Raw genomic sequence first — 24,068 nt, 5'->3', positions numbered from 1 at the left:
GGCCCGTGCCACAGAGACGGATCACCCTCGCTATGACGGACATCTTGTCCACGCTGCGGGCCAAGAGCGCCCAACGGCAGCGCCCAGCCGAACTCCTCACCACCCACCTCGCGTACACCCGCGCCGCCGCAGCCCAGCTGCGGCGGCGTGTGGGTCGGCTGAACGCGGCAGAGGAAATCTTCGACGGCAGCTTCTGGACGGCCGTGGAGCTCGCCGGCCTCGCCCACGACGGAGGCAAGGTCCCTGAGGGCTTCCAGAGGATGCTCACCGGCCGGATCCGCAGCTGGGGCGAGCGCCACGAAGTCGCCTCACTTGGCTTCCTGCCCTCCCTCATCAACGACCCCGACCTCCTGTCGTGGGTGGCCACTGCGGTCGCCACCCACCACCGCGCGCTCACCGGCCAGACCGGACACGACCTGGAGACCCTCTACGGAAGCGTCACCGCTACAGAACTCGCCGACCGCTTCGGTACGGTCGACCCGCGTGCCGTCGCGGCCCTGGAGGCATGGCTGCGCGAAACCGCCAGCCGGGCGGGGCTGCCGGTGGCAGCCTCCCAGGACCATGACGGCCTCACCACCGTCCAGTTGGTGACCTCCGCCCACCAAATGCTGGGGGAGGTCCTCGACCGCTGGGCCGACCGCGTGGGCCGCATGGAGGGCCTGGCCGCCGTGCTCCTGCAGGGCGCCGTCACCCTGGCCGACCACCTATCCTCGGCCCACCAGGCCCTGTCCACTGTCCAGCCGCTGGACGCCACCTTCCGCCTCCTGCTGGAGAAGCAGTTCGCCGACCGCGGCAGGACACTGCGCAAGCACCAACTCCAGGCCGCGGACATCACCGAACACCTTCTGCTGCGCGGGCCGACCGGCAGCGGAAAGACCGAAGCCGCCCTGCTCTGGGCCGCTCGCCAAGTCGCCGCTCTGGCGGCGGCCGACGGCGGGGTGCCGCGCGTCTTCTTCACTCTCCCCTACCTGTCCTCCATCAACGCCATGGCCAAACGGCTGGGCGAGACACTCGGCGACCCCACGGCGGTCGGTGTCGCCCACTCCCGCGCCGCCTCGTACCACCTCGCCGCAGCGATCTCCGCGGAAGACGGGGACGAGGAACACGAGGACGGCTCCCCGTGCCGCGTCGACGCCGCCACCAAGGCTCTGTCGCGCGCCGCGGCCACCAAGCTGTTCCACGAAAGCGTCCGCGTCGGCACCCCCTACCAGCTGCTGCGGGCCGCCCTGGCCGGTCCAGCGCACTCCGGCATCCTGGTCGACGCAGCGAACTCCGTCTTCATCCTGGACGAGCTGCACGCCTACGATGCCCGCCGACTCGGCTACATCCTGGCCAGCGCCCGGCTGTGGGAGCGCCTCGGCGGGCGGATCGCCGTCCTGTCCGCGACCCTGCCGGGTGTCCTGGCCAGCCTGTTCGAGGAGACCCTCACCGAACGGACTGCCCTGCTGGACGCCCCCGACCTCGGCCTGCCTACCCGTCATCTCCTGCGCACCCGCAGCCACCACCTCACCGACCCCTCCGCGCTGGAAGAGATCCGCCTGCGATTGGCGCAGGACGAGTCCGTCCTGGTCATCGCCAACAACGTCGCCCATGCCCTGGAGTTGTACGAGGAGCTCGCCCCCGCCGTCCGGGCACGCCACGGCGACAACGCCGCGCTCCTGCTGCACTCGCGGTTCCGCAGAATGGACCGCTCCCGTATCGAGAAGAAGATTGCCCGCCGGTTCGGGACCGTAGCCCCGGATGCCCAGTACACCCGCCTCCCCGGCCTGCTGGTCGCCACCCAGGTCGTAGAGGTCAGCCTCGACGTCGACTTCGACGTCCTGTTCACCAGCGCGGCCCCGCTGGAGGCTCTGCTACAGCGCTTCGGCCGGATCAACCGCATCGGAGCCCGCCCGCCCGCAGACGCGATCGTCCACCACCCCGCCTGGACCACCCGGCGCCGTCAAACCGGCGAGTACGCCGACGGCATCTACCCACGCGAACCGGTCGAGAGCACCTGGCACATCCTCACCCGCCACAAGGGCCGGGCCATCGACGAGTCGGACGCTACCGGCTGGCTGGACGAGGTGTACGCCACGGACTGGGGTGCCCAGTGGCGCAACGAGGTGCTGGAACGCCGCGACAGCTTCGACCGCGCCTTCCTGCAGTTCCGCTACCCCTTCGAGGACCGCACCGCACTGTCCGAGACCTTCGACGAACTCTTCGACGGCACCGAGGCCATCCTCGCCGAAGACCGCGACGACTACGCCGATGCCCTCGCCGAAGCCGGACACGACCACCAGTCCGCCGGCCGCCTCCTCGCCGACGAGTACCTCATCCCCATGCCCCACTGGGCCGGGTCGCTCACCCGCTACGAGAGAAGCCTCAAGATCCGCATCATCGAAGGCGACTACGACCCCGACCACGGCCTGCTCGCCGTACGCGGACTGCCCCAGCAGACCTACCGGGCTGGGGAGGTCCTGTGATCGACGCAGAAGACGTCGGCGGCGTCCACATCAAGTACCTCTACCACTGCCGACGCCAACTGTGGCTGTACGTACGGGGAATCCGCCCCGAGCACCTAAGCGCCACCGTCCAGCTCGGCGAGGCCGTCCACGACGCCTCATACACCCGAAACACTCCCGTCGATCTTGAAGCTGCCCGGCTCGACTTCATCGACGGTGCGCACTGGGTCCACGAGATCAAGTCCTCCTCCCGGCCCAGCCCGGCCGACCAGGCCCAGGGCCGTCACTACTGCCACCGGCTCCGCCGCGTAGGCATCGAAGCCCAGGGCGCCGTCCTGCACTACCCGAAGACCCGGCGCACCCAGCGCTTCCCGTACACCCCCCAAGCCGAGGCCCAGGCAGAAGCGGACATCGCCGAAGTCCTGGCCGTGGCTACATCACCGGCCTCCCCAGACCGGCTCGCCCGCTCTGCCTGCCGGGGCTGCAGCTTCACCGACTACTGCTGGACGGAATGAGATGCCCACCGCTGCCCGTACGTACTGGCTTACCAGCCCCTGCCGGATCCGCCGAAAAGATCAGTCGCTAATTATCGAGCGCGAGAACGCCGACAACGTCCACATCCCCATCACCGACGTCCGCGACATCGTCGCCTGCGCCGAGGTCGACATCAACACCTCGGTGGTCTCACTGCTCAACCGGCACCGCATCAACGTCCACCTGCTCAGCTACTACGGCGACTACGCCGGTTCACTTCTCACGTCGGAGACCAGCACCTCCGGAGAGACCGTCCTCGCCCAGGCCAGAACCGCCGAGGACCCCAAGGCCAGCATGGAGATCGCCCGCAGCATCGTGGACTCCTGCGCGTTCAACGTCCGCCGGGTCGTCGACCGCAAGCTCCTGGCCCGTCCGTACAAAGTGCTGCAGGAGTCCATCGGCGGAGCCCGGAGCCCGGAGCAGCTCATGGGAGCGGAGGGCACCTTCCGCCGCTCCGCCTGGGAAGTCGTGGACACCAAGCTCCCCGACTGGCTGCAGCTCGGCGGCCGCAGCCGCCGACCGCCGAAGAACGCCGGCAACGCGTTCATCAGCTACGTCAACGGCATCACGTACGCGAGACTGCTCACCGCCGTACGCCTCACCCCGCTGCACAGCGGAATCGCCTTCCTCCACAGCAGCATGGAACGGCAGCGGCACTCCCTGGTGCTGGACCTGTCCGAGATGTTTAAACCGCTCTTCGCTGAACGGCTCATGCTACGCATGGCCGGCCGCAACCAGCTCAAGGAACACCACTTCGACCGCGAGAGCAACCAGGCGATGCTCGCCGAAGCAGGCCGCAAGCTGGTGGTCCAGACCGTGCGCGACGAATTCGCTGTTACCGTCGCGCACCGGAGCCTCGGTCGGAGCGTCGCGTACGACGAACTGCTCTACCTCGACGCGCTAGCCCTGACCCGCCACTGTCTGGAGGGCGCCCCGTACAAGCCGTTCCGGATCTGGTGGTGACGACGCCGTGTACGTGGTCGTCGTGTACGACACCCTCGCCGAACGCAATTCCAGAATCCTGCGGACCTGCCGCCAGTACCTCCACCACGCGCAGCGCAGTGTCTTCGAAGGCCACCTCACCGAGGCCCAACTCCGCCGCTTCCAGGCCGACGTCGAGACCGCCCTCGACCTGACCTACGACAATGTCCTCGTCTATACCTTCCCGCCCGGTACGGTGCCCCAGCGCCTCGAATGGGGCGCGGTCGAGCCCGCTCCAAGCGACATCCTGTGAACGGGAGCTAAACCGTTGTCGATCAACAAGGAGCTCTACTTTTCAGCGCCACACCGAGCTGAGCTGCACAACCGGAGGTCTGCTGCAGAAGTACCCACCGGATGCCTTGCTGGACCGTCCATGACCTGCACCTTTACCCTGGGGTCCTCATCGACCCTGTGAGGGGTCTCAACCAGGCGTAGCCGTAGGCCAGGACTCGGCGCCCTACGCCGGTCCTCATCGACCCTGTGAGGGGTCTCAACACGTCGACCAGGACACCCAGACCGCCATCAACGTCGCGTCCTCATCGACCCTGTGAGGGGTCTCAACCCGTCGGTGACCACGTCGCAAATGACGGGCTCCTCGGGTCCTCATCGACCCTGTGAGGGGTCTCAACTCGTCGGACTGAGTCCAGATGACGAGCTCCCCCTCGAGTCCTCATCGACCCTGTGAGGGGTCTCAACGCGGTGATGCCCTGGGCGGCGAGGCGCTGCAGCACCGTCCTCATCGACCCTGTGAGGGGTCTCAACACGTGCTGCCCTTCGACAGCTACCTCACGAAGGCAGGTCCTCATCGACCCTGTGAGGGGTCTCAACGTGAAGCGGCGCCGTTCGGGGCCGGGGACGCGTATGGTCCTCATCGACCCTGTGAGGGGTCTCAACCCGCCCCTGCTCTCGACATTGACGCCGCCGATCGTTGTCCTCATCGACCCTGTGAGGGGTCTCAACTCGAACCAGGTGTCGCACTCCTGGTGCTCAGTGAGGTCCTCATCGACCCTGTGAGGGGTCTCAACCCGCGCTGCACCGTCACCGGCAACCAGGTCCGCCGCGTCCTCATCGACCCTGTGAGGGTCTCAACACGACACCGATGGCCATGCTGATGGCGGCACGCTTGTCCTCATCGACCCTGTGAGGGGTCTCAACCCGTAGAAGTCCCCGTTCCCGCCAACGGCTGTTTGTAAGTACCTCTTCGGGCCCCAGTGCAAGCACTTCTTCGGGGACCAGCGGGGTACGGAGTTGATCTGGCTCCACGTCCGCGGCCGTCGTGCCCCCGCGGGCCTTCCTCGCGGCGGAGTGTGGCCATCGTTCGCCACTCCTCGAGGGGTTGACCCAGGTAAGCCCAAAGGCTGCAACTTCTTGATCTTGAGCCTCTGAGGTGCGCTCGATGATGTCGACCTGGGCAGCCGGTCTCCTCCCCCGGCTTTGGCCGGGGGAGGAGACACGTCCGCACCTCTGGGTTTCCTGGCCGACAACATCAAGCGAGGCTTCAAGGCACGACCGTCTCACGCGACTTTGTCTCTGCCCACGTCAGGGCGTCGCGTGGCGGCAACGACGATTTATCACGGACAGCGGACAGCTAGACAAGTAGTTCTTTCTTGCCATTTCTTAGAAGCCGTTGTTGTATCGATCAGTGGGCTTGCCTGAACGACCAGAGTTCCTAGTGTTCCTACCCCATCCGGCCAGGCCCGCGGTCTGCCGTAGCCTCTATGGATGCAGGTCATGGAGTGGGACGGAGGTCAGCTGGCGGTAGTGCGTCCCCTGTCGGGCGGGTTCCCGCGGCACAGCCACGACGAGTACGTGATCAGCGTCAACCTCTGCGGCTTGGAGCGGGTCCGGCTAGATCGCACCTCATTCGACGTGAGCCTGGACGAGTTCACCATCTACAACCCCGGCCAGGTCCAATCGTGCACCACCCAGGTCCCGCCCGAGATGTCCTTCGCGGCCGTGAGCTGATACGTCCCGCCAACGGTGGTGGAATCGCTGACCGGCGATGCCACAGTCGACTTCGAACTACCCGTCGTCCGTTCTCCGCACCTACGCGCCGAGTTTCTCGCTGCCGCCAGGGCATTCAGCAAGCTAAGGGCTTGCAGATCATTAACACGTCGTCTTGATCTTGTTGCTGGGCTCGCCGGTTTGGGCGAGGACCCGAGCTCGGAGGGCCGCGAGGACGACGGGTGGTGTCGTCGCGGGTGGGATGACGATGCCGTGTGCCTCGAGCAGTCTCCTGTTCTTCAGGAGGGTGCGGTGCATCGCGGTGCGGCTGCTGCCGAATAGTACGGCGAGAGGTTCCGCGGCCAGGGCGACCCGCAGATGGAGCACGGTGGCCAGGACCTGTTCGGGGAAGGCGAGCCGGGGCGGACGGCCGCGCCGGGCATCGCCGTCGGGGGTCAAAGTCCTGGTGAGGGCGTCCAGTTGTTGCCGGGACATGCCGGTCAGGGCGGGATCGGACAGCAGGGCCTGCTCCCACTGCGGGGCCGGCGCATGCGGAGCCCGGGCCACCGGGACGGCAGGGCAGGGCTGCGGGTGCAGGGCATAGTTCCAGTCGCCATGGAATGCGTGCCGGGTCAGCGGCAGTGCCGCCATCTGGGCGTCACCGATGCGGACTCCGGTGGGATAGGTGTTGGTGTCGAGTGCGGCACTCACGCGCAGCCCGGTGCGGGTGGTGGTCGCAGCGATGGACTGGACGATGACTTCGTGGCTGGTCAGCGGGCGGCCCCGCCAGTTCATGGTGATGTGCGAGAACAGCCGGTGCTCGATCTTGTTCCACTTCGATGTGCCCGGCGGCAGATGACACACGGTGATGGTCAGTCCCGTTTCGGCAGCGAGCCGGGCCAGTTGCAGTTTCCAGGCTCGGGTGCGGTAGCCGTTGGAGCCGCCCGCGTCAGCGGTGATCAGCAGTCGTGCCGCCTGCGGGTAGGCAGCCCGGCCCTGGCCGTGCCACCAGCGGCGGATCGACTCGACCGCGAACGCGGCGGTGTCGTGATCGGTGCCGACGTTGACCCAGCCGGTGTCCGCCGCCAGATCGTAGATCCCGTAGGGGACGGCCTTGCCCAGCTGCGGGTCGGCGAAGTCATGCACGTTCACCGGCACCGGCTCACCCGACGGCCGCCACTGGCGGCCGTTGTTCTTGAACTCGCCGACGAGCTCTTTCTTCTTGGTATCCACGCTGATGACCGGCTGGCCGGCGTCCCGGTGCTCGCGGGCCTGCTCGTTGAGATAGCGGAACTGGGCATCCCGGTCCGGGTGCTGGCTGCCCTCGATTGTCTTGGCATTGGCCTGCAGGCTGAGCCCCTCCTCCCGCAGCAGGTTGGCGACGGTGTCGGCACTGACGCGGTGCCCGGCTCGGGTCAGCTCCCGCGCAAGCGTGCGGGTGGACTTCACCGTCCACCGCAGCGGCGACATCGGGTCACCCCGCACATCCGGCTCAACCAGCGCCAACAGTGCCGGCCGCAGCCCTGGATTCAGATCCGCGACCCGCTTGCGGCCCCCGCCGGGACGCCGCACCCGACCCAGAGGCCCCTCACCCGCCTCAAGTTCGAACACGCCCTTGCGGACCGTCGTCTCGCTGACCGCAGCGGCCTGTGCCACCGCCCGGACACCGCCGTGCCCCAGGCCCCGGGCCTCCGCAGCCATCAACAACCGCCGCTGCCGCTCGTCCAGCTGCGGGAGCAACACCGCGAACTTCACGGCGAGTTGGTCACGAGTCTCATCCGGGATGCGCATACCACACCAACGAGCCTCAGGGCGGGAAGCAACACCTTGATTCCCTGCAAGCCCTAAGGCTTGTCCCGTAAATGATCTTGGGTGGGTGCGGGCGTGGCTGGTGGCCGGTCCGGCCGCCCGCCTATCCGGCGAGGTTGAGGTTGTGGAGGCGGGCGATTCCGAGCATGGCGTGGTGGACGCCATCGCCCTTGAGGCGGCAGTCGCGGAGGATCTTCCAGGTCTTCATGCGGGCAAAAACGTGCTCCACGCGGGCGCGAACCTGTTTGTGGGACTTGTTGTGGGCCTGCTTCCAGTCAGGCAGTTCTTCACCTTTGCGCCGACGGTGTGGCATGACGAGTCCGGTGCCCGGATAGCCGCCGTCGGCGATCGTCATGGCCTTGCCGACGGCGGCCTTCGCGCCGGACTCCTCCCACGCCCTGCAGTCGTTGCGGTTGCCGGGCAAGGGCCGGCCGACCACGACGACCAGGCGGGTATCGGCGTCGATGACGACCTGGTGGTTCGTGGAGTACCGGTAGTTCTTGGACTGCTCGGCGATGCTGTGGTCGCGGGTGGGCACCAGGGTGCCGTCCACGATGAGCACGGTGTCCTTGCGGAACCGTTTGCGGGGCTGGAGCGCCAGCGACGGGCCGAGGTGGTCGATGATGCGGTCCGCCGCGGACTTCGATACACCGAAGAGCGGAGCGAGTTGGCGCATTGTCAGGTTCGTGCGCCAGTAGGCCGCGACGAGCAGAACCCGGTCCTCCAGCGGAAGTCCCCACGGGCGGCCCTTACGGACCGGATCTGCACCTTCGCGGCGCAGTGCGGTCACCAACCTGCCGAAGGAACGCGGGCTCAGCCCGGTGAACGGGGCTATCCAGGACGGCTCCGACGCCGTGATCACACCAGACACCCGAAGATCATCTCACCCGTGACCAGCAGTTACGGGACAAGTCTTAGCACCGGACGGACACCCTTCGCCCGCCGAATCCGCTGCTCTGGTTCAGGAGCGACTGGTGCTCGTGCTGTCGCGGCTGCTCGACTTGGCCGCAGGACGGCGCGCGCGTGCTCCAGAGCCCGCTGACGCCCGGATCGCCGCGGTGCTTGACCGGCTCCGCACCGACCTGTCCGTCGCGCCCCGGCTGGCCGAGCTGGCCGACGAGGCAGGCATGTCCCGGGAGCATCTGATCCGGACGTTCAGCCGCGCCACCGGCGCCCCGCCCTACGCCTGGCACCTGTCGGCCCGGCTGGCCGAGGCGCGGCGTCGGCTGCGTAGGGGCGAGCTCGTCGCCGACGTCGCGCACGGGCTCGGCTTCGCCGACCAGGCGCATTTCCACCGCCACTTCGCCGCGGCCTACGCCATCACGCCGGGCCGGTACCGTCGGCTGTCCCTGATCAACATCTGACAAGACCAGACTGCCCGACCCCACGCACAGTGGCTGCCATGTTCGAGATCTTCATGGTGGCTATGTGGTTGGGGCTGGTGTTCAACGCGGCACCAGGCGCGGTGTTCAGCGAGTCCCTGCGACGCGGGATACGGGGCGGGTTCCGCCCGGCCTTCGCGGTACAGGTCGGCTCGCTTGTGGGCGATGCCGTGTGGGCGGTGCTCGGCCTGGCAGGCGTGGGGGCGCTGTTCGCGGTGCCGGCCTTGCGCGTGCCACTCACGGTGACCGGGTGCTTGCTGTTGGCCTGGTTGGGGGCGGCGGGCCTACGCGACGCACTCGCGGGGAAGGTGCCCGATCCGACGGCGGAGCCGCACGACAAACAGGACTGCAAGGCCATGGCTGTGGGAGCGGGCATGTCGCTGGCGAACCCGTGGAACGTCGTCTACTGGTCGGGCGCGGCCGGCGGGGTGGGCGCCGTCCTGGGCTCGGGCGGCACGACGGAGCTGGGCGTCTTCTTCGCCGGGTTCATGGCCTCCTCAATGCTGTGGTGCATGATCTCGGCGGGGCTCATCGTGGTGCTGCGCAGGGCGATGCCGCCACTGGCCGTACGTGCGCTCGAAGCCTGCTGCGGTGTCTCGCTCCTGGTCTTCGCGATTCTTCAGCTGTACCGGCTCATGTGACGAGCGGTGCGCTGGGAGATTCGCCGGACCGTGCGGCTACGAACCGTTCCGGACTGACCGGGTTTGAGAAGCCGCCGATCAACGGGCTTGGTTGAGAAGCCGTTGTCGTGCCGAGCGTCGGGGCTGCGGATCGAACAGGGTTCCTGATCGGATGATCTTGGAGTGGCCGCCGCATGAGGTCAGGGCCTCCTGAGCAACTCGGGGCTACCACACCAAGGAGGCCCTGATGTCGCATGCCCAGTCGTGTGATTGCCTCGCGCACAGGTTCGGGAACGCGGCCGATCAGCCGGATCGGGTGCGAAGGTATCCATCGGACGTGACAGATGCGGAGTGGGCGGCCATCCGGCCGTTGCTGCCGGTGCCGGGCTGGATGCGCGGCCGGGGAGGACAGCCGGAGGCGTACTGCCACCGGGCGATACTCGATGCGATCCGCTACCTGGTGGACAACGGCATCAAGTGGCGGGCGATGCCTGCCGACTTCCCGCTGTGGGACCGGGTCTACGCGTTCTTTCGCCGCTGGCGCGACCACGCCCTGGTCAAGGAGTTCCACGACCGGTTGCGCGCGAGGATCCGCGAGAGAGAGGGGCGGGATACGGAGCCGACGGTCGGCGTGATCGACTCGCAATCGGTCAAGGCAGACGCCCGACCAGCTGAAACGCAGACCTCAAGTCCGGAAAGACAACAGCTTCTCAGACTCGCTCAGTCCGATCTCTTCGCAGTAGTCCGGCCAGGTCCGGCCGTCCTCGCGGAGTCACGAACGGCGTGCAGTGCCTGACCGCGCATCCACTGCGTCTGCGTTGGCGAACGCGCGCTCGCGGCGCTCCAGCTCGGTCCGGTAGCTGGGGAACCATTGCTGGTCCCCAGCTACCCGACCTCACGAGAGCTGCGTCACCCGACCGGAGCACTCAACACCGTTTCGGAGTGGGCGAGATCGGCTGTGCGACGTTCTGGCAGCCCGCCAGGTGCTCCGGGATCGGCCCCACACCGGCAACTTCGAGATCGGCTGCCTACGCCACCTTTCTACGGGTCACCTTTCAGTCGGAATGCGCGATTTAACCGATTCCGCCCACGCGACAACTCAAGGCGGGGGCGGCTTCCTTCGTCAGGGCGGCGAGCGGCGAGCACCTGCCTTTGCCGACAGCGCAGCAGTTAGGAACAGTTCGACTGTCTCATCCAGTTGCTGATGGTCGGCTGAGACGGGCCAGTCCGGCATACAAGTCACCTCGGCCCGAGGGTCGAGTGTGTCAGCCGGCCGGGAGATCCATTTACCGACTCTTTACCGATCGCGCTCGAAGCTGCCGACTCCCCTCGCCGGTGAACGATCGGCGCTGGGATCGCCACGCCTTGGCTGTTGAGGTGCAGCAAATGGATCCCGCGCGGGCCCTGGCCGTGTCACGGTTAGGTGGGGCTTTGCGCGTTGAACGATTGCTCTCAATACCGATAACTTGGGTGCAATCTGGTCGATGGTGTCTATGTGCCGAGAGCGGTTCAGTTGAAGTCATCTGGTGAGGTCTGTCGGACCGGGTCGCGGTCGGGGTGCTGACGCAGGCTAGAGCTGGAAATGAACAGATCCCCCGCCTCGCGCGGCCCGGCTCTGGAATGAGAAGGGGCGTGGGCGCACGGGTACAGGGCGGGGTGGGCGGCTGTTCAGTCCTGGCCCCCGGCCGGAGTGTCGGAGCCGTTCGCTGACTGCGCCGGGGGCGCCCCCGGTGCTGGCTCGGCTTCCGCCTCCGGCTTAGAGGAGCTAACAGAAAGCCGCCTGGTTGGGCATGCCCGTTGGTGCGGTGGCTCGTTGGACGTGTCATGGGGAAGGGAAAGGGCCCGCCGTGGTTGGTGTCGGACGACTTGTGGGGGCGGGTTGAGCCGTTGCTGCCCGTGAGAGCCCGGCGGGTCCGGAATCCGGGCCGGCTGCCGCTGGATGACCGTAGGTGCCTGCAGGGCATCTTGTTCGTGTTGCATACCGGTATCCAGTGGGAGTGGCTGCCGCAGGAACTCGGCTTCGGTTCCGGGATGACGTGCTGGCGCCGGTTGCGGGACTGGCACGAGGCCGATGTGTGGGACCGGCTGCATCAGGTACTGCTGACCGAGCTGCACCAGGCCGGGAAGCTGGACTGGTCGAGGGCGGTGATCGACGGTTCGCACCGGCAGGCACGTCGGGGCGGCCCCAAACCGGGCCGAGCCCGGTTGACCGCGCCTGACCGGGCTCGAAGCACCATGTGATCACCGACTCGCGCGGTACTCCGCTGGCCATCACGCTGACCGGTGGCAACCGGCACGATGTCACCCAGCTCATGCCCCTGCTCGACGCGATACCGCATATCAAGGGCCGGACCGGTAGGCCCCGTCACCGGCCGCGGCAGCTGTTCGCCGACCGTGGCTACGACTTCGACAAGTACCGCCGCCTGCTGTGGAAGCGCGGGATCAAGCCGGTCGTCGCCCGACGCGGAGTGCCGCACGGTTCCGGGCTCGGCACCATCCGCTGGGTGGTAGAGCGCACGAACGCCTGGATCCATGGCTTCCGCCGCCTCCGGATCCGCTGGGACATCCGCGACGACATCCACGAAGCATTCCTCAAACTGGCCTGCTGCGTGATCACCTACCGACGCGTCCAAGCATTGTGTTAGCTCCTCTTAGAGGCGGCCTGCCGCCGGCTTGCGGCCCTGCCCGACGCCCGCTCCACCGCGACCACCGGCCGTGCCGCCCGTGACGAGGCCCGGCACGCCCTGCGCGAGGCGTGACGCCTGGACGTCGAGCACCAGGTCCAGCTCGACGTCCTCAGCCGCTCTGGCCAGCTCCCCTCCGGCACACCGCGCGCAGGAGGGCAAGCCCAACCGCTGCGCGCTGGACTACGCCACCCATGTCACCCAGCATGTGAGCAAGTGCTCCTCGGCGCAGGCAGGCCCCCGAACCAGCGCCTCAGCAGTCACCGATCCGGGACGCTCCACGGACCTGGCTGGGCGTGCCGAGCATGGTGTCCGAGCCCGCTGCCACACAGATCTCGCTGTCCCACCAGAGGATGAAGTCGACCTTGATCTTCTCGCTCTTGGAGATGCAGTTCCTCCAGAAACGGTAGTTCTGGTCCAGGACGTAGTGGGTGTGATTCCCGCAGCGGTCCGCTGCTGTCACAGAGGCGGCGGTCGCTTCGACTTTCGGCGCAGGAGCCGCAGTGGCGATGCCCGCTGACCCGACCATGGCCAGGGCGAGCGCGGCAGCGCTGACACCCAGACCCCGTGAGCTGCGTAATGCCTTCATTTCGCCGTCCTTCATTGGTCCTGGGAGACACCGACGATCACCAGGCGCGTGCGAATCTCCCGCACTCGTCGTAGCGCTCCCGCCTCAGTGACCACCCCGGCCACTGTCGCTCTTTCTCTCACTGGACCTGGAAGGCAGCCGACAGGAATGCACTGCGACACACCAGGTTGCGCCTTGAGGCGATGCTCAGGTATCCGCTCTTGCGCACCGGAACGCCACTCCAGTGCGTAATAGGTGCTCGAGCGCGGCCATGGGGAACATCGGTACAGCGGTCATACGCGTCCTCCCCTTGTCGAAGGCGGCTTACCTCCAGGAGTTCGGCACCGAGCATGCCCGGACACGACCGAACGCCATGAATGCTCCGGGCTGCCGGCACGGGCGGCTACGCCCTTAAGCCATGACTTAAGGGCCCACGGCCACGCTGCGCGGCGCTATCGGTTCCCGTCCAGCAGTTCCCGGCCCAGGGCAGTGGCCATGTGCAGTACGGAACCACCGCGCCGACTGGTGGTGATGAGGCGCGCGTCGCGCAACGCCTTGGTGTGCTGGCTGACGGCCGCCAGGGAGACACCGAGTCGCGCGGCCAGTTCAGTGGTGCTGCAACCATCGGCGGCCACGCGCAGCGCGGCGGCCCGGGTACGTCCGAGCAGGACACCCAGGGCACCGTCGGCCACGGAGCCCCTGGGATGCCACAGCGCCGCGCCGGTAGCCGGATCGGTCACCGCGGGTACGGTCAGCCGCGGCACCGACGCGTCGTCGTACGGGTCGTACAGCAGGCTGAACTCACGCCAGGAGAACAGAGTCGGCACCAGGATCAGCCCTCTGCCGCCCAGGTGAACCTCGACCGGGCGGGGGTAGCGTACCTCCAGCACAGGCGGACGCCAGCGCACCAGCGGAGGGCTCAGGGAGGCCAGCAGAGCGTCGACTCCCCCTTCCAGGAACGTGCGGGCGTACTGCGCCCGTACGACGTCCAGCTGTGACTGGGAAGCCGCCCAGTACGGTGCGACGGCCACCCGGTGACAAGCCACGAGGCCGGCCGCCAGTAACCGCCGGGCATCGGCATCCCCCTCGGCGACGGCCCGAGCCCACGACATGTGGGCGGGGCGGACGGCAACGGGTTCCAATTCGCGGCGTACCCGGATGCGCGGTGCCCGCAGCAGAGCCTCCACCGCGTGGTCGATGTCGGGCGAGTCGCCGACCAGCGCCAGCAGGTCGAGGCCCGGGCCTCGGGCCGGCATCAGTGCAGTGAGTGGCCCGGTGTCCTCGCCCAGTCGGCCGGCCACCGTGGCGCGCCACCGTTGAAAGGGCACCGGGAGGGAACGCCGGCACAGCATCTCCAGGCTGTAATACGTCTCCGCGGCGGCCCCGATGGTACTGGCCACCCGGGTGCGGGCGAGATCCTCCGCGGTGAAATAGATGCGCAGCACCACAGACCTCCGTCACGGAGCGGGGGCACCTTCAGGTGCGGTGCCAGTCCCGGCCGCCGCCTCCGTGGCGACCGAAACATTGTCGGACGGGACGAGCGGGGCCTGGAACGCCCTTTCCGGACCTTTCAGGGGGTCAGCCAAGGTGAGACCCCGAAAGCGTGATCCTCAGCGGGGGACTCGTCGGCTGCGGTCCGGTCAGCGTCCAATGAGCCTGTGGAACATGGGTGCGCTGAGCTTGATTCTGTCGGGGATCTTGGATGGTAGAGCTCAGCTGCCGAGGGTTCGCCAGGACTTTGACCGGGGGATCTCGTTCTGGTCCAGGAAGGTCTGGAAGGCGGTCGGCGGTCTCGGCGAAGAAGGTTCCGCGGTCGCTGACTGGCTGCTGAGTCGTTCGATGTTCACGGCGATGGCCGTGAGTACGTGTTGCAGGTGGGCTTTCGGCTGTCCTGGGTAGCGGCAGCGGCGCATGCCGTGTCCGTGGACGAACTCGTTGACGGTGCCCTCGACTGCGGAGCGGACCGCGTAGCGGGTCTTCCAGTCGAGGGTCTGCTGCTCGGCGCGGACGCGGAGTTGCAGGTCGCGGAGTTCTCGTGGGGGAAAGCCCACGGTCCGGGCGCTGTCGGCGGTGGTGGTGCAGCGGGTGCGGGCCGGGCAGGGGCGGCACTGCCTCTTGGTGAACCGGGCCACGATCAGCAGGGCGGCGGTGGGTGAGGAGGTCGGGTAGGGGCCGTGCCAGCCCGCGCTGACCTGACCTTGGGGCAGGTGACCTGTCGGCGGCCGAAGTAGATGTGGAAGTCGTCCCGGTCGAAGCCTTCGTTTTTGCGGTGCTGGCGGGTGGGGTTGCCCGGCAGTGGGCCGCTGACAATGATCTGGTGTTCGCGCGCGGCTCGTTCCATGTGGACCAGGGAGGTGTAGCCGCCGTCGACCAGGTGCTCGGCGGGCAGCAGACCGCGGCGCGCCAGGCGGGTGTGGATGCCAGGCAGGGCCTCACCGTCGTTGGTGGCGGCCGAGGTGGTGGCCACGCCCGTGATCACGTTGACGCTGTCGGAGGCACACGTCTCGGTGACATGTGCGGCGAACCCCTTCCAGCGGACGATGTGCCCGTGCCGGACGTAGCGCGCGGTGGTGTCGTAGGGGGAGACGATCACCGAGGAGGAGGGTGGCAACCCGCCCTCGTCGGCGGTGCGCCAGCGCAGGCGGCCTGTCGCGTCGCGGTAGTAGTTCTGCACGATGATCTGCCGCAGCGCCTCGGCCTGCGGGCCAGGCCGGTAATCCGGTCCCTGCCGGTGGAGGTGTTCCATCAGTCGGGACGCGTCGTCGCCGGCGGCGAGGATCCTGGTCTTGGGCCGGGTGGGGTTCTTGCCCAGACGGACCGGACGGCCGTAGCGGCGCCCCCAGTCCTCATCGACCAGGCCGTCCAGCAGATGCGAAGCGGTGCGGGCCACTTCCTCCAGCACGGCACGGACGGCCTCGGTGACCAGTTCCAGCCGGGTCAGGTCGCGCACCGCGGCCAGGACATGGGTGGAGTCGGTGCGCTGCGTGGTGCGTTCTCGCACGAGACCGGCCTCCTTGAGGCGGGCCAGCGCGAGGTCGAGGAGGCGGTCGGCGCGGTCGCCCTCGGCGAGACGGTCGCGGAAGTCGGCCAGCACACTGTGGTGGAAGCCGGGATCGTCCAGCTCCAGGGCCATGGCGTACTTGAAGTCGATGCGGCAGCGGACTGCTTCCACTGCCTGACGGTCCGACAGGCCGAGCAGGAACTGCAGCACGCAGACGGTGGCCAGCTGGGCGGGCGACAGACGACGAGATCCGCCGGGAACAACGGACGAACGCACTCGAAGACCTCCAGCGCGCCCTTGTGACGGAAACTGAGAGGACCGATGCACAAGGCGACCCGTGCTTTGCGGAACTCCGGTCGGACGAACGCTTCCAGGAACTTGTCCGCGCCGGGCAAGACCGGTCTCCTCGCTTGTGACCACTGCATGAGCATCTCCGGTTCACCGACGATGACACACGGTCCAGCTCCGCAGGAGGGAGCTCACCTGGCCGACCTGCGATGACGACCTTCAGCCTCGACGAGCAGAACGGGCCGGAACCGGGCGGCGATCACACCCGCCCGGGTGCGCTGTCGCGGCCGATGCGAACCCACAGGTTCTCCGTCTCCGCCGTGGCCGGGGCTTCGCCGAGGACGCGGGTGTGCAGGTTCTCGACGGTCCGGCGGACCGGGTCGGGACCCAGGGCCCATAGGACCTGCACGCTGCCCGGCGGGCGGAAGACCAGGTCGATTGCTGACCACTTCTGGATCCGGTAGCCGAGGCGGGCCGCCCGGTCCGCGGCGGCCGGGCTGTCGCCGGCGGCCAGGCGGTCGGTGACGATCCGCTCCGCGTCCGGGTGGCGTCCCTCGCCGAACAGGTTGTGCATCTGCCGCTCGGTGACCGTCTGCCTGGGCGTCAGGCCGACCGCGGGCAACGCGCGGCCCCTCCACGCACTCGGCGGCACCCCGGCCTCGTCCTGCGCCTCAGCCAAGGGCTTGCGGCGGGGCCGGCGGCCGTCCCCGACCTGCCGCATGTAGTACCGGTACGAGGATCCTCTGCTCACCTGCTTGAACGTCATCACACAGGCCAGCCCAGCACAACAAAACAGCAGGTCAAGCGGCAAATGCGGGTCCGTCCCGCGGGGCGGGAGAACAGGAACGGAATCCCGGGCCGGCTTCCCGCACCACGGGCCCACCCGCCACCAGGCGCCCATCCGGCCGGCGAACGCGCGGTTCCCGCGATCCGGACCGGCAGAGCTCCAGTGCAACAACACCCGGACAAGCCAGAGCCCCCGAGGCGGGACGTGACGGCCGCTACGGGGACTCTCGCTCAGCAACCCCAAAGAGGCGCTTGGAGTTAACCCAGCCACTGTCCCACTCCCCTGCACATCGCCGGTCGGCCGCCACGGCACAAGTCACCTGGACGGACCGGTACACACGTACACAGGTCCCGATCCAGCGTTCGGGCATACCGTCGCGCTACTGGGGCGTGCGGGAGCCAGCCAGCATCACTGGGCCCGCCCCCGGACATGGCGGACCAGCTCGCGGGCGTCTGTACCGGCGGCCGCGCCACCGGCGAAGCACCGCGAACATGGGCGGAAGCCGCCAGCAACTACGAGAGCCAGGCATGCAGCCGCGTATTGCCATCAACACGGGCTGAGTGGACCTGCCCCTCACCACTTGCCCCGCAGAACTCAGGTCTGGGCCACGTAGGTCCGTGCCGAGCAGCGCCGCTAGCGCTGAGCCTCGCCTGTACGATGATCATGTGACCACTCGCCGCAATTAGGCACAGGCTCCGAGGCTCCCGCGCACATCCATGCCGCCCGAGCCGACCTTCTCGACACACTGCCCGGCGTCCATCTGCCAGATCTGAGCGAGCTGCGAGCCCGCCGAACCCTTGGAGTGCATCCCACCTCGTCGCCGAGCCCGCGACGGCACCTCGGAACGGGCTGCCCAGAGGACACGGAGCACATCCGGTAACTGGATGCGTGAACGTCACGGATGTTCCAGCGCCAGCGGCGGTTAGTTCCTCCCCGCTACACCCAGCCGTCGATGGTCCATTCCCTGGCGTCCGCATACAGTTGGGCGCCGGAGATTCGTGGGCCGTCAGGTCCGCATGGTCGTGCTCCTGGTTGTCCACTCCGCGCCCGCCCGCGCCTCGGGGCCCGATGTATGCGAGCAGTTCGCCATCCGGCCCGCCGGTCGCCTGGTTTGGCTGCATCACGGATTATTCCAAGGTCTGCGCCCGTGATAGGACTGTTCGGCTTGATGATCTACAGCTGATACGGGGGACGGGGTCATGGCTGTCACGGTGCCGGATTGGGCGGACACACTGCTGGATCTGGTGGGGGTGAACTGGCCCAACGTGGACGAGGACGCCTACCGGGAGATGGCGGACGCGTTGCGGGAGTTCGCGGACGACCTCGCCGACGACGGTCAGCTCGCCAACAACCACATGGAGCGTTTGCTGTCGTCGGGTCACGGCGAGGCGATCGATGCGCTGAACGAGCACTGGGGCAAGGTCAAGGGCAAACACCTGAAGGACATGATCTCCGCGGCCCGGACGATTGCGGGCGCACTCGACCTGGCGGCGGGCGCGATCGAAACCATGAAGTGGAAGGCGGTCGCGGAGCTCGGCATTCTGGCCGGCCAGACGGGTCTCGCCATGGCGCTGATCCCGGTGACCGGTGGTCTGTCGGCACTGCTTGGTGCCGGTGCGATCGCTTTCACGAAGAAGCAGTTGCTGAAGCTCATCACGGGTGCGATGGAGGAGGCGGTCGGTCACATCGTGGCGGTGATGACCGAACCGGCCGTTGCCTCACTGGAGAACATGGCCGCGGACCTGGTGGTCCAACTGGGGGCGAACGCACTGGGCGTGCAGAACGGTGTGGACCTCGACCAGACGAAGCAGGCCGGGAAGGACGGCTTCGACCAGGGTGTCCAGGGTGCCAAGGAGGGCATGAGCCTCGCCTCCGCCGGAGGCGGTGGCGGCGGAGGCGGTGGCGGTGGCCCCAAGGGCAAGGGTTTCCACATCGAGCACGACGAGCACGATCACGCCGGCACCAGGCTGAACTTGGTGAGCGTCGGGATCCACGGCAAGACCGCCGGCAAGCTGACGAAGGCGAAGACGGCCCAGGGCCGCAACAAGGGCCGGGACGACATCGCCGACGTACTGGACCCCGTCATCGAGAAGGCCATGGGCGCTCTGGTGAAGTCGGCCAAGACGATGGGCGACCATGTCGGCAAGACGCTGCCGAAAGCCGTGAAGCAGATATCCAAGGACCACAAGAACAACGACGACGACACCCGCGAACGCCTCGCCCGCCAGCGCAAGGACGACGATGGCCGGGACGGTGCCGGCGGCGCGGGCGATCACCGTCGTGGCCGCGGTGACGGCGACAGCGCTCGAACGAGGCCGAACGGGCTGCGCGAGGTCCGTGACGACGCGCGTCGCCACTCCATCCCGCTGGACCGCAAGACGTGCAAGTCCGACCCGGTCGACATCGCGACGGGGGAGATGACCCTGCCGCAGGTCGACCTCTCCCTGCCCGGGGTGCTCCCCCTCGTCGTGGACCGTACACACCTGTCGAAGTACCGCTACGGTCACTGGTTCGGCCGCAGCTGGTCCTCGCTGTTCGACGAGCGCCTGGAAGCCGACCCCGTAGGACCGGGTGTCGTCTGGGCGCGCAGCGACGGATCGTGCCTCGTCTACCCCCGGCTCCCGCAGCCCGGCGACGATCGGGTCCTGCCCACCGAGGGACCGCGGATCGCCCTCGCCCACGGCGGCGTGCACGAGGACGAAACCACCTACACCCTGTCCGAACCCGCGGGGCTCACCCGCTCGTTCACCGGGAGTCCGTACCGCACCTCCCCGGCCTACTGGCTCACCGAGCTCAGGGACCGCCACGACAACACCGTCGTCCTCGCCCGCCGCCCGGACGGCGCGCCCTCCACGGTGTCCCACAGCGGCGGCTACACGGTCAGGGTGGACGTGGCCGACAAGCGGATCACCGCCCTGCGTCTGCACACCCCGCAGGGCCCGGTCACCGTCATGTCATACGGATACGACGCGGACGGCAACCTCGATGCCGTCACCAACTCCTCCGGCACAGCGACGCGCTTCACCTACGACCCCACCGGCCGCATCACTTCATGGACCGACCGCAACGGGTCCACCTACCTGTACGTCTACGACGCCGCCGGCCGTGTGGTCCAGACCGTGGGACCCGACGGCTTCCTGTCATCGCGCTTCTCGTACGACAGCGAGGGTGGCATCACCCGTTACACCGACTCCACCGGCGCCACAAGCGTCTTCCGTTTCAACCGCCTCCTCCAGGTCGTCGCCGAGACCGACCCCCTGGGCAACACGGTCAGCCAGGTCTGGGACCGCTACGACCGGCTCCAGAGCCGCACCGACAGCCAGGGCCGCAGCGTCACCTACACCTGGGACGAGGACGGCAACCCCACTTCCGTACGCGAGCCGGACGGCTCCCTCGCCACCACGCAGTACGACGAGCGGGGCCTGCCCACCGTCGTGACCGCCGCCGACGGAAGCGTGTGGCGCCGCACCTACGACGACCGCGGCAACAACGTCTCCCTGACCACACCGGACGGGGTCACCACCCGCTACGCGTACGACCCGAACGGCGCCCTCGCCGCGGTCACCGACCCGCTGGGCAACAGCCGGACCTACCGCAACGACGAGGCCGGTATGGTCCTCGCCCACACCGACGCCCAGGGCAGGACGACCACCCTGGTCCGCGACGCGTTCGGCCGGCCCGTCTCCGTCACCGATGCCGACGGCGCCACCACCACCTGCACGTGGACCGTCGAAGGACACCTCACCTCGCACACGCGCCCCGACGGCGCCACCCAGCGGTGGACCTACGACGGGGAGGGCAACTGCCTCACCGAGACCGACGCCAACGGCGGCATCACGAGCTACGAGTACACCCACTTCGACCAGCCGGCCTCCCGCACCACTCCCGACGGCGCCCGCTACGACTTCCGCTACGACACCGAACTGCGCCTCACCGAGGTGCACAACGCCGCCGGACTGACCTGGACCTACACATACGACACCGTCGGACGCCTGGTGTCCGAGACCGACTTCGACGGCCGCACCCTGCACTACAGCTACGACCCCTCGGGCCGCGGACACAGCCGCACCAACCCGCTGGGGCAGACCGTCACCACCCACCTGGACGATGCCGGCCGCGTCATCGCCCGCGACGTCGAGGGCGCCGTCACCACCTACACCTACGACCGGTCCGGCCGCCTCACCGAGGCGCGCTCCGCCGACTCCGTCCTCGCCCTGGAGTGGGACGCCATGGGCCGCACCGTCGCCGAGACCGTCGACCGACGCACCAGCCGGTACGGCTACGACGCCCTCTCGCGCCGGACCCTGCGGGTCACCCCCAGCGGGTCCACCACCCGCCTCACCCACGACGAGGCGGGCAACCGCACGCACGTAGCCCTCGACGGCCACGGCATCGCGTTCGCCCACGACGCCACCGGCCGCGAGGTGGCCCGGTCCTTCGGCAGCCCCGAGCAGCCCGTGGTCCTCGGCACCGCCTACGACGCCGCGGGCCGGATCCGGGAGCACCGCCTCACCGCCCAGGACCGGACCCTCAGCCGCCGCCTCTACGCCTACCGCGCCGACGACCGGCTGGAGACCGTCACCGACGGGCTGACCGGCAACCGCAGGCATTACGAACTCGACCCGGCCGGACGGCCCCTGCGCGTCGAGTCCCACGGCTGGACCGAGACCTACGCCTACGACAGCGAGGGCAACCAGACCTCCGCCCACTGGCCCGACAAGGCCCCGCACGCCGAGTCCCGGGGCCCGCGTGCGTACAGCGGCAACCGGCTGCAATCCGCCGGCGCGCTGCAGTACACCTACGATGCGGCCGGCCGCATCGTCGAACGGCGCAAGAAGCGGATATCCCGCAAGCCGGACATCTGGCGCTACGAATGGGACGCGGCCGACCGGCTGACCGCATGCACCACACCCGACGGCACCCGATGGACCTACCGCTACGACCCGCTGGGCCGCCGCACGGCCAAGCGCCGGCACGCCTCCGACGGGACCATCGTTGCCGAGACCCTCTTCAGCTGGGACGGCAGCCGTCTGGCGGAACAGACCGACTCCTCCACCGGCACCACCTTGACCTGGGAGTACGACGGCCACTGCCCGATCGCCCAGGCCGAGCGCCGCACGACGCAGGACCCCGGCGGCGACCAGGATTCCGTCGACGCCCGCTTCTTCGCGATCGTCACCGACCTCGTCGGCACACCCACCGAACTCGTCGACCACACCGGCGCCACCGCCTGGCACAGCCGCGCCACCCAGTGGGGCGCCACCGCCTGGAACCGGGACGCCACGGCACACACCCCGCTGCGCTTCCCCGGCCAGTACGCCGACCCCGAGACCGGTCTGCACTACAACTTCTTCCGCCACTACGACCCCGAGGCCGGCCGCTACGTCAGCCCCGACCCCCTCGGCCTGGACCCCGCCCCCAACCCCGCCGGCTACGTCACCAACCCCGCCACCGAGGCCGATCCCCTCGGGCTGGCGCCCTGTATGCAGAGCCTGGAGGACATGGCACACAAGATCTCCCAGGTCCTGCCCAAGCGCGGACAAGAGGGACAGACCGTCGCCATCATCGCCACGCGTCACAAGGGGAAGGACGTGCTGATCGTCTCCGGGACCAGCAAGAGCAAGCTGACCCCCGCCCAGCGGAAACTGGCCGAGGAGATGGGCCTCTACCCGCTCCCGAACGACCAGTACCTCCCCCCGACACCGCCCAAGGTCCCAGGCGGGCACGCAGAGCAGAACATCCTCCACTACCTCAGCCGCCTGCACAGCAAGGGCTCGGACGACTGGCTGCCCACCCACGGCGCGGCCATGCGCAGCGTCTGCCCCGATTTCTGCGCCCCCATCATCCGCATCGAGGGCATGCTCGCGGGGCCGACGTACGGTGACGACAAACCCACCCACCGGCGACAGTTCTACTGGCCCAGCCGCTACACCCCGGACACGGACTAGGAAGAGCACATGAACTACCCCCACGTACCCGTACGGCTGCTCGCGCATGAGTCCCTGCCCGGCATCACCGAGGCATTGGGGAACATGGACGGCTGGCTCCTGCGCGACGGCGCACACTGGCTCGTGACCCGGCACGAGGGCACGATCACCACCAACAGGGTCAGCACCGATCGCTCTCAGGTGGTCGCTGCCCGCGCCACGTGGAGCGACCCGACTCCGGACGATCCCAGCCTGTACTGCTCGCCGCTGCCCGACGGTGCCTTGGCCATGAGCACCCGGGAGGCCGTCACCATCCAGGAGCCCGACGGAACCGTCCGCTGGGAGCACCGCCACCGGGACTGGCAGCATTCGCCCGGGGCCGCCGGCGCGTGCACGCCCGACCCGGCTGGCCGTGTCCTTCTGGCGACCATGGCCGGACCCCTCGGAGCCGACGGGCTCTCCACGGGCGACATCTGCCGCGCCCTCGACCTGGCCACCGGCGAGGTGCTCGCCGAGCACGTCCTGCCGTCCTTCTCAGCGGCGTACGCCTTCCAGCAGTTCCCGGACGCACGCCCTGAGGTTCTCCTCACCGCTTCCATGGGCCAGGACGGCACTCACTGCCTCCTGATCGCCTACACGGCTGCCGGGCTCGACGTCCGGGCAGCGGGTACCGCCGAGGAACCCTACGTCGGCCTCGGTGCGGACGGGGCGCTGGTCAGCCAGGACGTCGGCGGCGGATACCTCTGCCGCACGCAGGACGGCGCCGACGACGTGATCATCGAGGCCGGCGATGTTCTCCCGGACGAAAGGGTCTTCGTCGGCTACACCCCGGGCTTCGCCGACGACAAGCGGATTCTGGTCGTGACGGCCGAGGAACAGTGGGCGGAGGAGGGCACCCACCTCCTCCTCGACGCCCGCACACTCAGGCCCCTCGCCGAACTCGACTACCCGCAGACACCGGGAGTCACTGCCGTGCCGCTCGGCGACGGCACGTGGCTCATCCGCGACGAAGAGACAGTACAGCGCTGGACGACCGCCTGACCCGGATCGCCCTCGATTGAGGGCTCGCAGAGAATCAAGGTGTTGCTTCCCGCATTCG

18 protein-coding genes, 2 pseudogenes and 1 CRISPR repeat array are annotated in these 24,068 nt (G+C 68.4%); of the genes and pseudogenes, 11 read left to right on the top strand and 9 right to left on the bottom strand.

Annotated features, from left to right (window positions below):
* Positions 1-32 precede the first annotated feature (32 nt).
* From cas3 to OG883_RS40660, 5 genes are all read left to right on the top strand, one after another.
* Complete coding sequence (gene cas3, locus OG883_RS40680; protein ID WP_266552247.1) at positions 33-2,465, top strand: CRISPR-associated helicase Cas3'; 2,433 nt, start codon at positions 33-35, stop codon at positions 2,463-2,465.
* Positions 2,462-2,959, top strand: coding sequence for a CRISPR-associated protein Cas4 (locus OG883_RS40675; RefSeq protein ID WP_266552244.1), 498 nt, complete (start codon positions 2,462-2,464; stop codon positions 2,957-2,959). The genes cas3 and OG883_RS40675 overlap by 4 nt, the downstream gene beginning before the upstream one ends.
* A 1-nt stretch (position 2,960) precedes the next feature.
* On the top strand, positions 2,961-3,941 hold the full coding sequence (gene cas1b / locus OG883_RS40670; RefSeq protein WP_266552241.1) for a type I-B CRISPR-associated endonuclease Cas1b: 981 nt from the start codon (positions 2,961-2,963) through the stop codon (positions 3,939-3,941).
* A gap of 7 nt (positions 3,942-3,948) precedes the next feature.
* Positions 3,949-4,212, top strand: a complete 264-nt coding sequence (gene cas2, locus OG883_RS40665) for a CRISPR-associated endonuclease Cas2 (RefSeq protein ID WP_266552238.1) — start codon at positions 3,949-3,951, stop codon at positions 4,210-4,212.
* A gap of 143 nt (positions 4,213-4,355) precedes the next feature.
* Positions 4,356-5,114: direct repeats of the CRISPR family, unit length 30 nt; unit sequence GTCCTCATCGACCCTGTGAGGGGTCTCAAC.
* A 567-nt stretch (positions 5,115-5,681) separates the two neighbouring features.
* Entirely contained in the window at positions 5,682-5,924 is a 243-nt protein-coding gene (locus OG883_RS40660; RefSeq protein ID WP_266552235.1) for an AraC family ligand binding domain-containing protein, read from the top strand.
* 141 nt (positions 5,925-6,065) lie between these two features.
* On the opposite strand, the gene OG883_RS40655 is transcribed toward OG883_RS40660, so the two are convergent.
* Positions 6,066-7,694, bottom strand: a complete 1,629-nt coding sequence (locus OG883_RS40655) for an ISAzo13 family transposase (protein ID WP_266552232.1) — start codon at positions 7,692-7,694, stop codon at positions 6,066-6,068.
* Between the two features lie 121 nt (positions 7,695-7,815).
* The gene (locus tag OG883_RS40650) at positions 7,816-8,583 is read right to left on the bottom strand and encodes a transposase (protein WP_266534967.1); all 768 of its coding nucleotides are present in this window, start codon (positions 8,581-8,583) and stop codon (positions 7,816-7,818) included.
* Between the two features lie 103 nt (positions 8,584-8,686).
* On the opposite strand from OG883_RS40650, the gene OG883_RS40645 reads away from it, so the two are divergent.
* The 4 genes and pseudogenes from OG883_RS40645 to OG883_RS40630 all read left to right on the top strand — a co-directional run bounded on the left by OG883_RS40645 (position 8,687) and on the right by OG883_RS40630 (position 12,359).
* Complete coding sequence (locus OG883_RS40645; RefSeq protein WP_266552229.1) at positions 8,687-9,076, top strand: helix-turn-helix domain-containing protein; 390 nt, start codon at positions 8,687-8,689, stop codon at positions 9,074-9,076.
* A gap of 38 nt (positions 9,077-9,114) precedes the next feature.
* Positions 9,115-9,735: a LysE family transporter gene (locus tag OG883_RS40640; protein ID WP_266552226.1), complete on the top strand. Its 621-nt coding sequence runs from the start codon at positions 9,115-9,117 to the stop codon at positions 9,733-9,735.
* A gap of 226 nt (positions 9,736-9,961) precedes the next feature.
* Positions 9,962-10,255 (top strand): annotated as a pseudogene (locus OG883_RS40635) (transposase); the annotation flags it as partial.
* Positions 10,256-11,538: 1,283 nt separating this feature from the next.
* Positions 11,539-12,359, top strand: a pseudogene (locus OG883_RS40630) (IS5 family transposase).
* 6 nt (positions 12,360-12,365) lie between these two features.
* On the opposite strand, the gene OG883_RS40625 reads toward OG883_RS40630, so the two are convergent.
* From OG883_RS40625 to OG883_RS40595, 7 genes are all read right to left on the bottom strand, one after another.
* On the bottom strand, positions 12,366-12,566 hold the full coding sequence (locus tag OG883_RS40625) for a hypothetical protein (RefSeq protein WP_266552224.1): 201 nt from the start codon (positions 12,564-12,566) through the stop codon (positions 12,366-12,368).
* An 85-nt stretch (positions 12,567-12,651) separates the two neighbouring features.
* Complete coding sequence (locus tag OG883_RS40620) at positions 12,652-12,987, bottom strand: hypothetical protein (RefSeq protein WP_266552222.1); 336 nt, start codon at positions 12,985-12,987, stop codon at positions 12,652-12,654.
* 431 nt (positions 12,988-13,418) lie between these two features.
* On the bottom strand, positions 13,419-14,411 hold the full coding sequence (locus OG883_RS40615; RefSeq protein ID WP_266552219.1) for a helix-turn-helix transcriptional regulator: 993 nt from the start codon (positions 14,409-14,411) through the stop codon (positions 13,419-13,421).
* Positions 14,412-14,678: 267 nt separating this feature from the next.
* The gene (locus OG883_RS40610; RefSeq protein WP_266552216.1) at positions 14,679-15,098 is read right to left on the bottom strand and encodes a transposase; all 420 of its coding nucleotides are present in this window, start codon (positions 15,096-15,098) and stop codon (positions 14,679-14,681) included.
* A 2-nt stretch (positions 15,099-15,100) separates the two neighbouring features.
* Positions 15,101-16,243, bottom strand: coding sequence for a transposase (locus OG883_RS40605; protein ID WP_266552214.1), 1,143 nt, complete (start codon positions 16,241-16,243; stop codon positions 15,101-15,103).
* Positions 16,244-16,514: 271 nt separating this feature from the next.
* Entirely contained in the window at positions 16,515-17,006 is a 492-nt protein-coding gene (locus OG883_RS40600; RefSeq protein WP_266552211.1) for a relaxase domain-containing protein, read from the bottom strand.
* Positions 17,007-17,724: 718 nt separating this feature from the next.
* Positions 17,725-17,850: a hypothetical protein gene (locus OG883_RS40595; protein ID WP_266552209.1), complete on the bottom strand. Its 126-nt coding sequence runs from the start codon at positions 17,848-17,850 to the stop codon at positions 17,725-17,727.
* Positions 17,851-18,241: 391 nt separating this feature from the next.
* Between OG883_RS40595 and OG883_RS40590 the strand changes: the two genes are divergently transcribed.
* Positions 18,242-22,990, top strand: coding sequence for an RHS repeat-associated core domain-containing protein (locus tag OG883_RS40590; RefSeq protein WP_266552207.1), 4,749 nt, complete (start codon positions 18,242-18,244; stop codon positions 22,988-22,990).
* Between the two features lie 9 nt (positions 22,991-22,999).
* Positions 23,000-24,010 carry a hypothetical protein gene (locus tag OG883_RS40585; RefSeq protein ID WP_266552204.1) on the top strand — a complete coding sequence of 337 codons (1,011 nt, stop codon included), beginning with the start codon at positions 23,000-23,002 and terminating at the stop codon, positions 24,008-24,010.
* The last annotated feature ends 58 nt before the right edge of the window (positions 24,011-24,068 follow it).

The sequence above is a fragment of the Streptomyces sp. NBC_01142 genome (assembly GCF_026341125.1).
Classification (GTDB): Bacteria; Actinomycetota; Actinomycetes; order Streptomycetales; family Streptomycetaceae; genus Streptomyces.
This window is presented reverse-complemented; position numbering and strand designations above follow the sequence as displayed.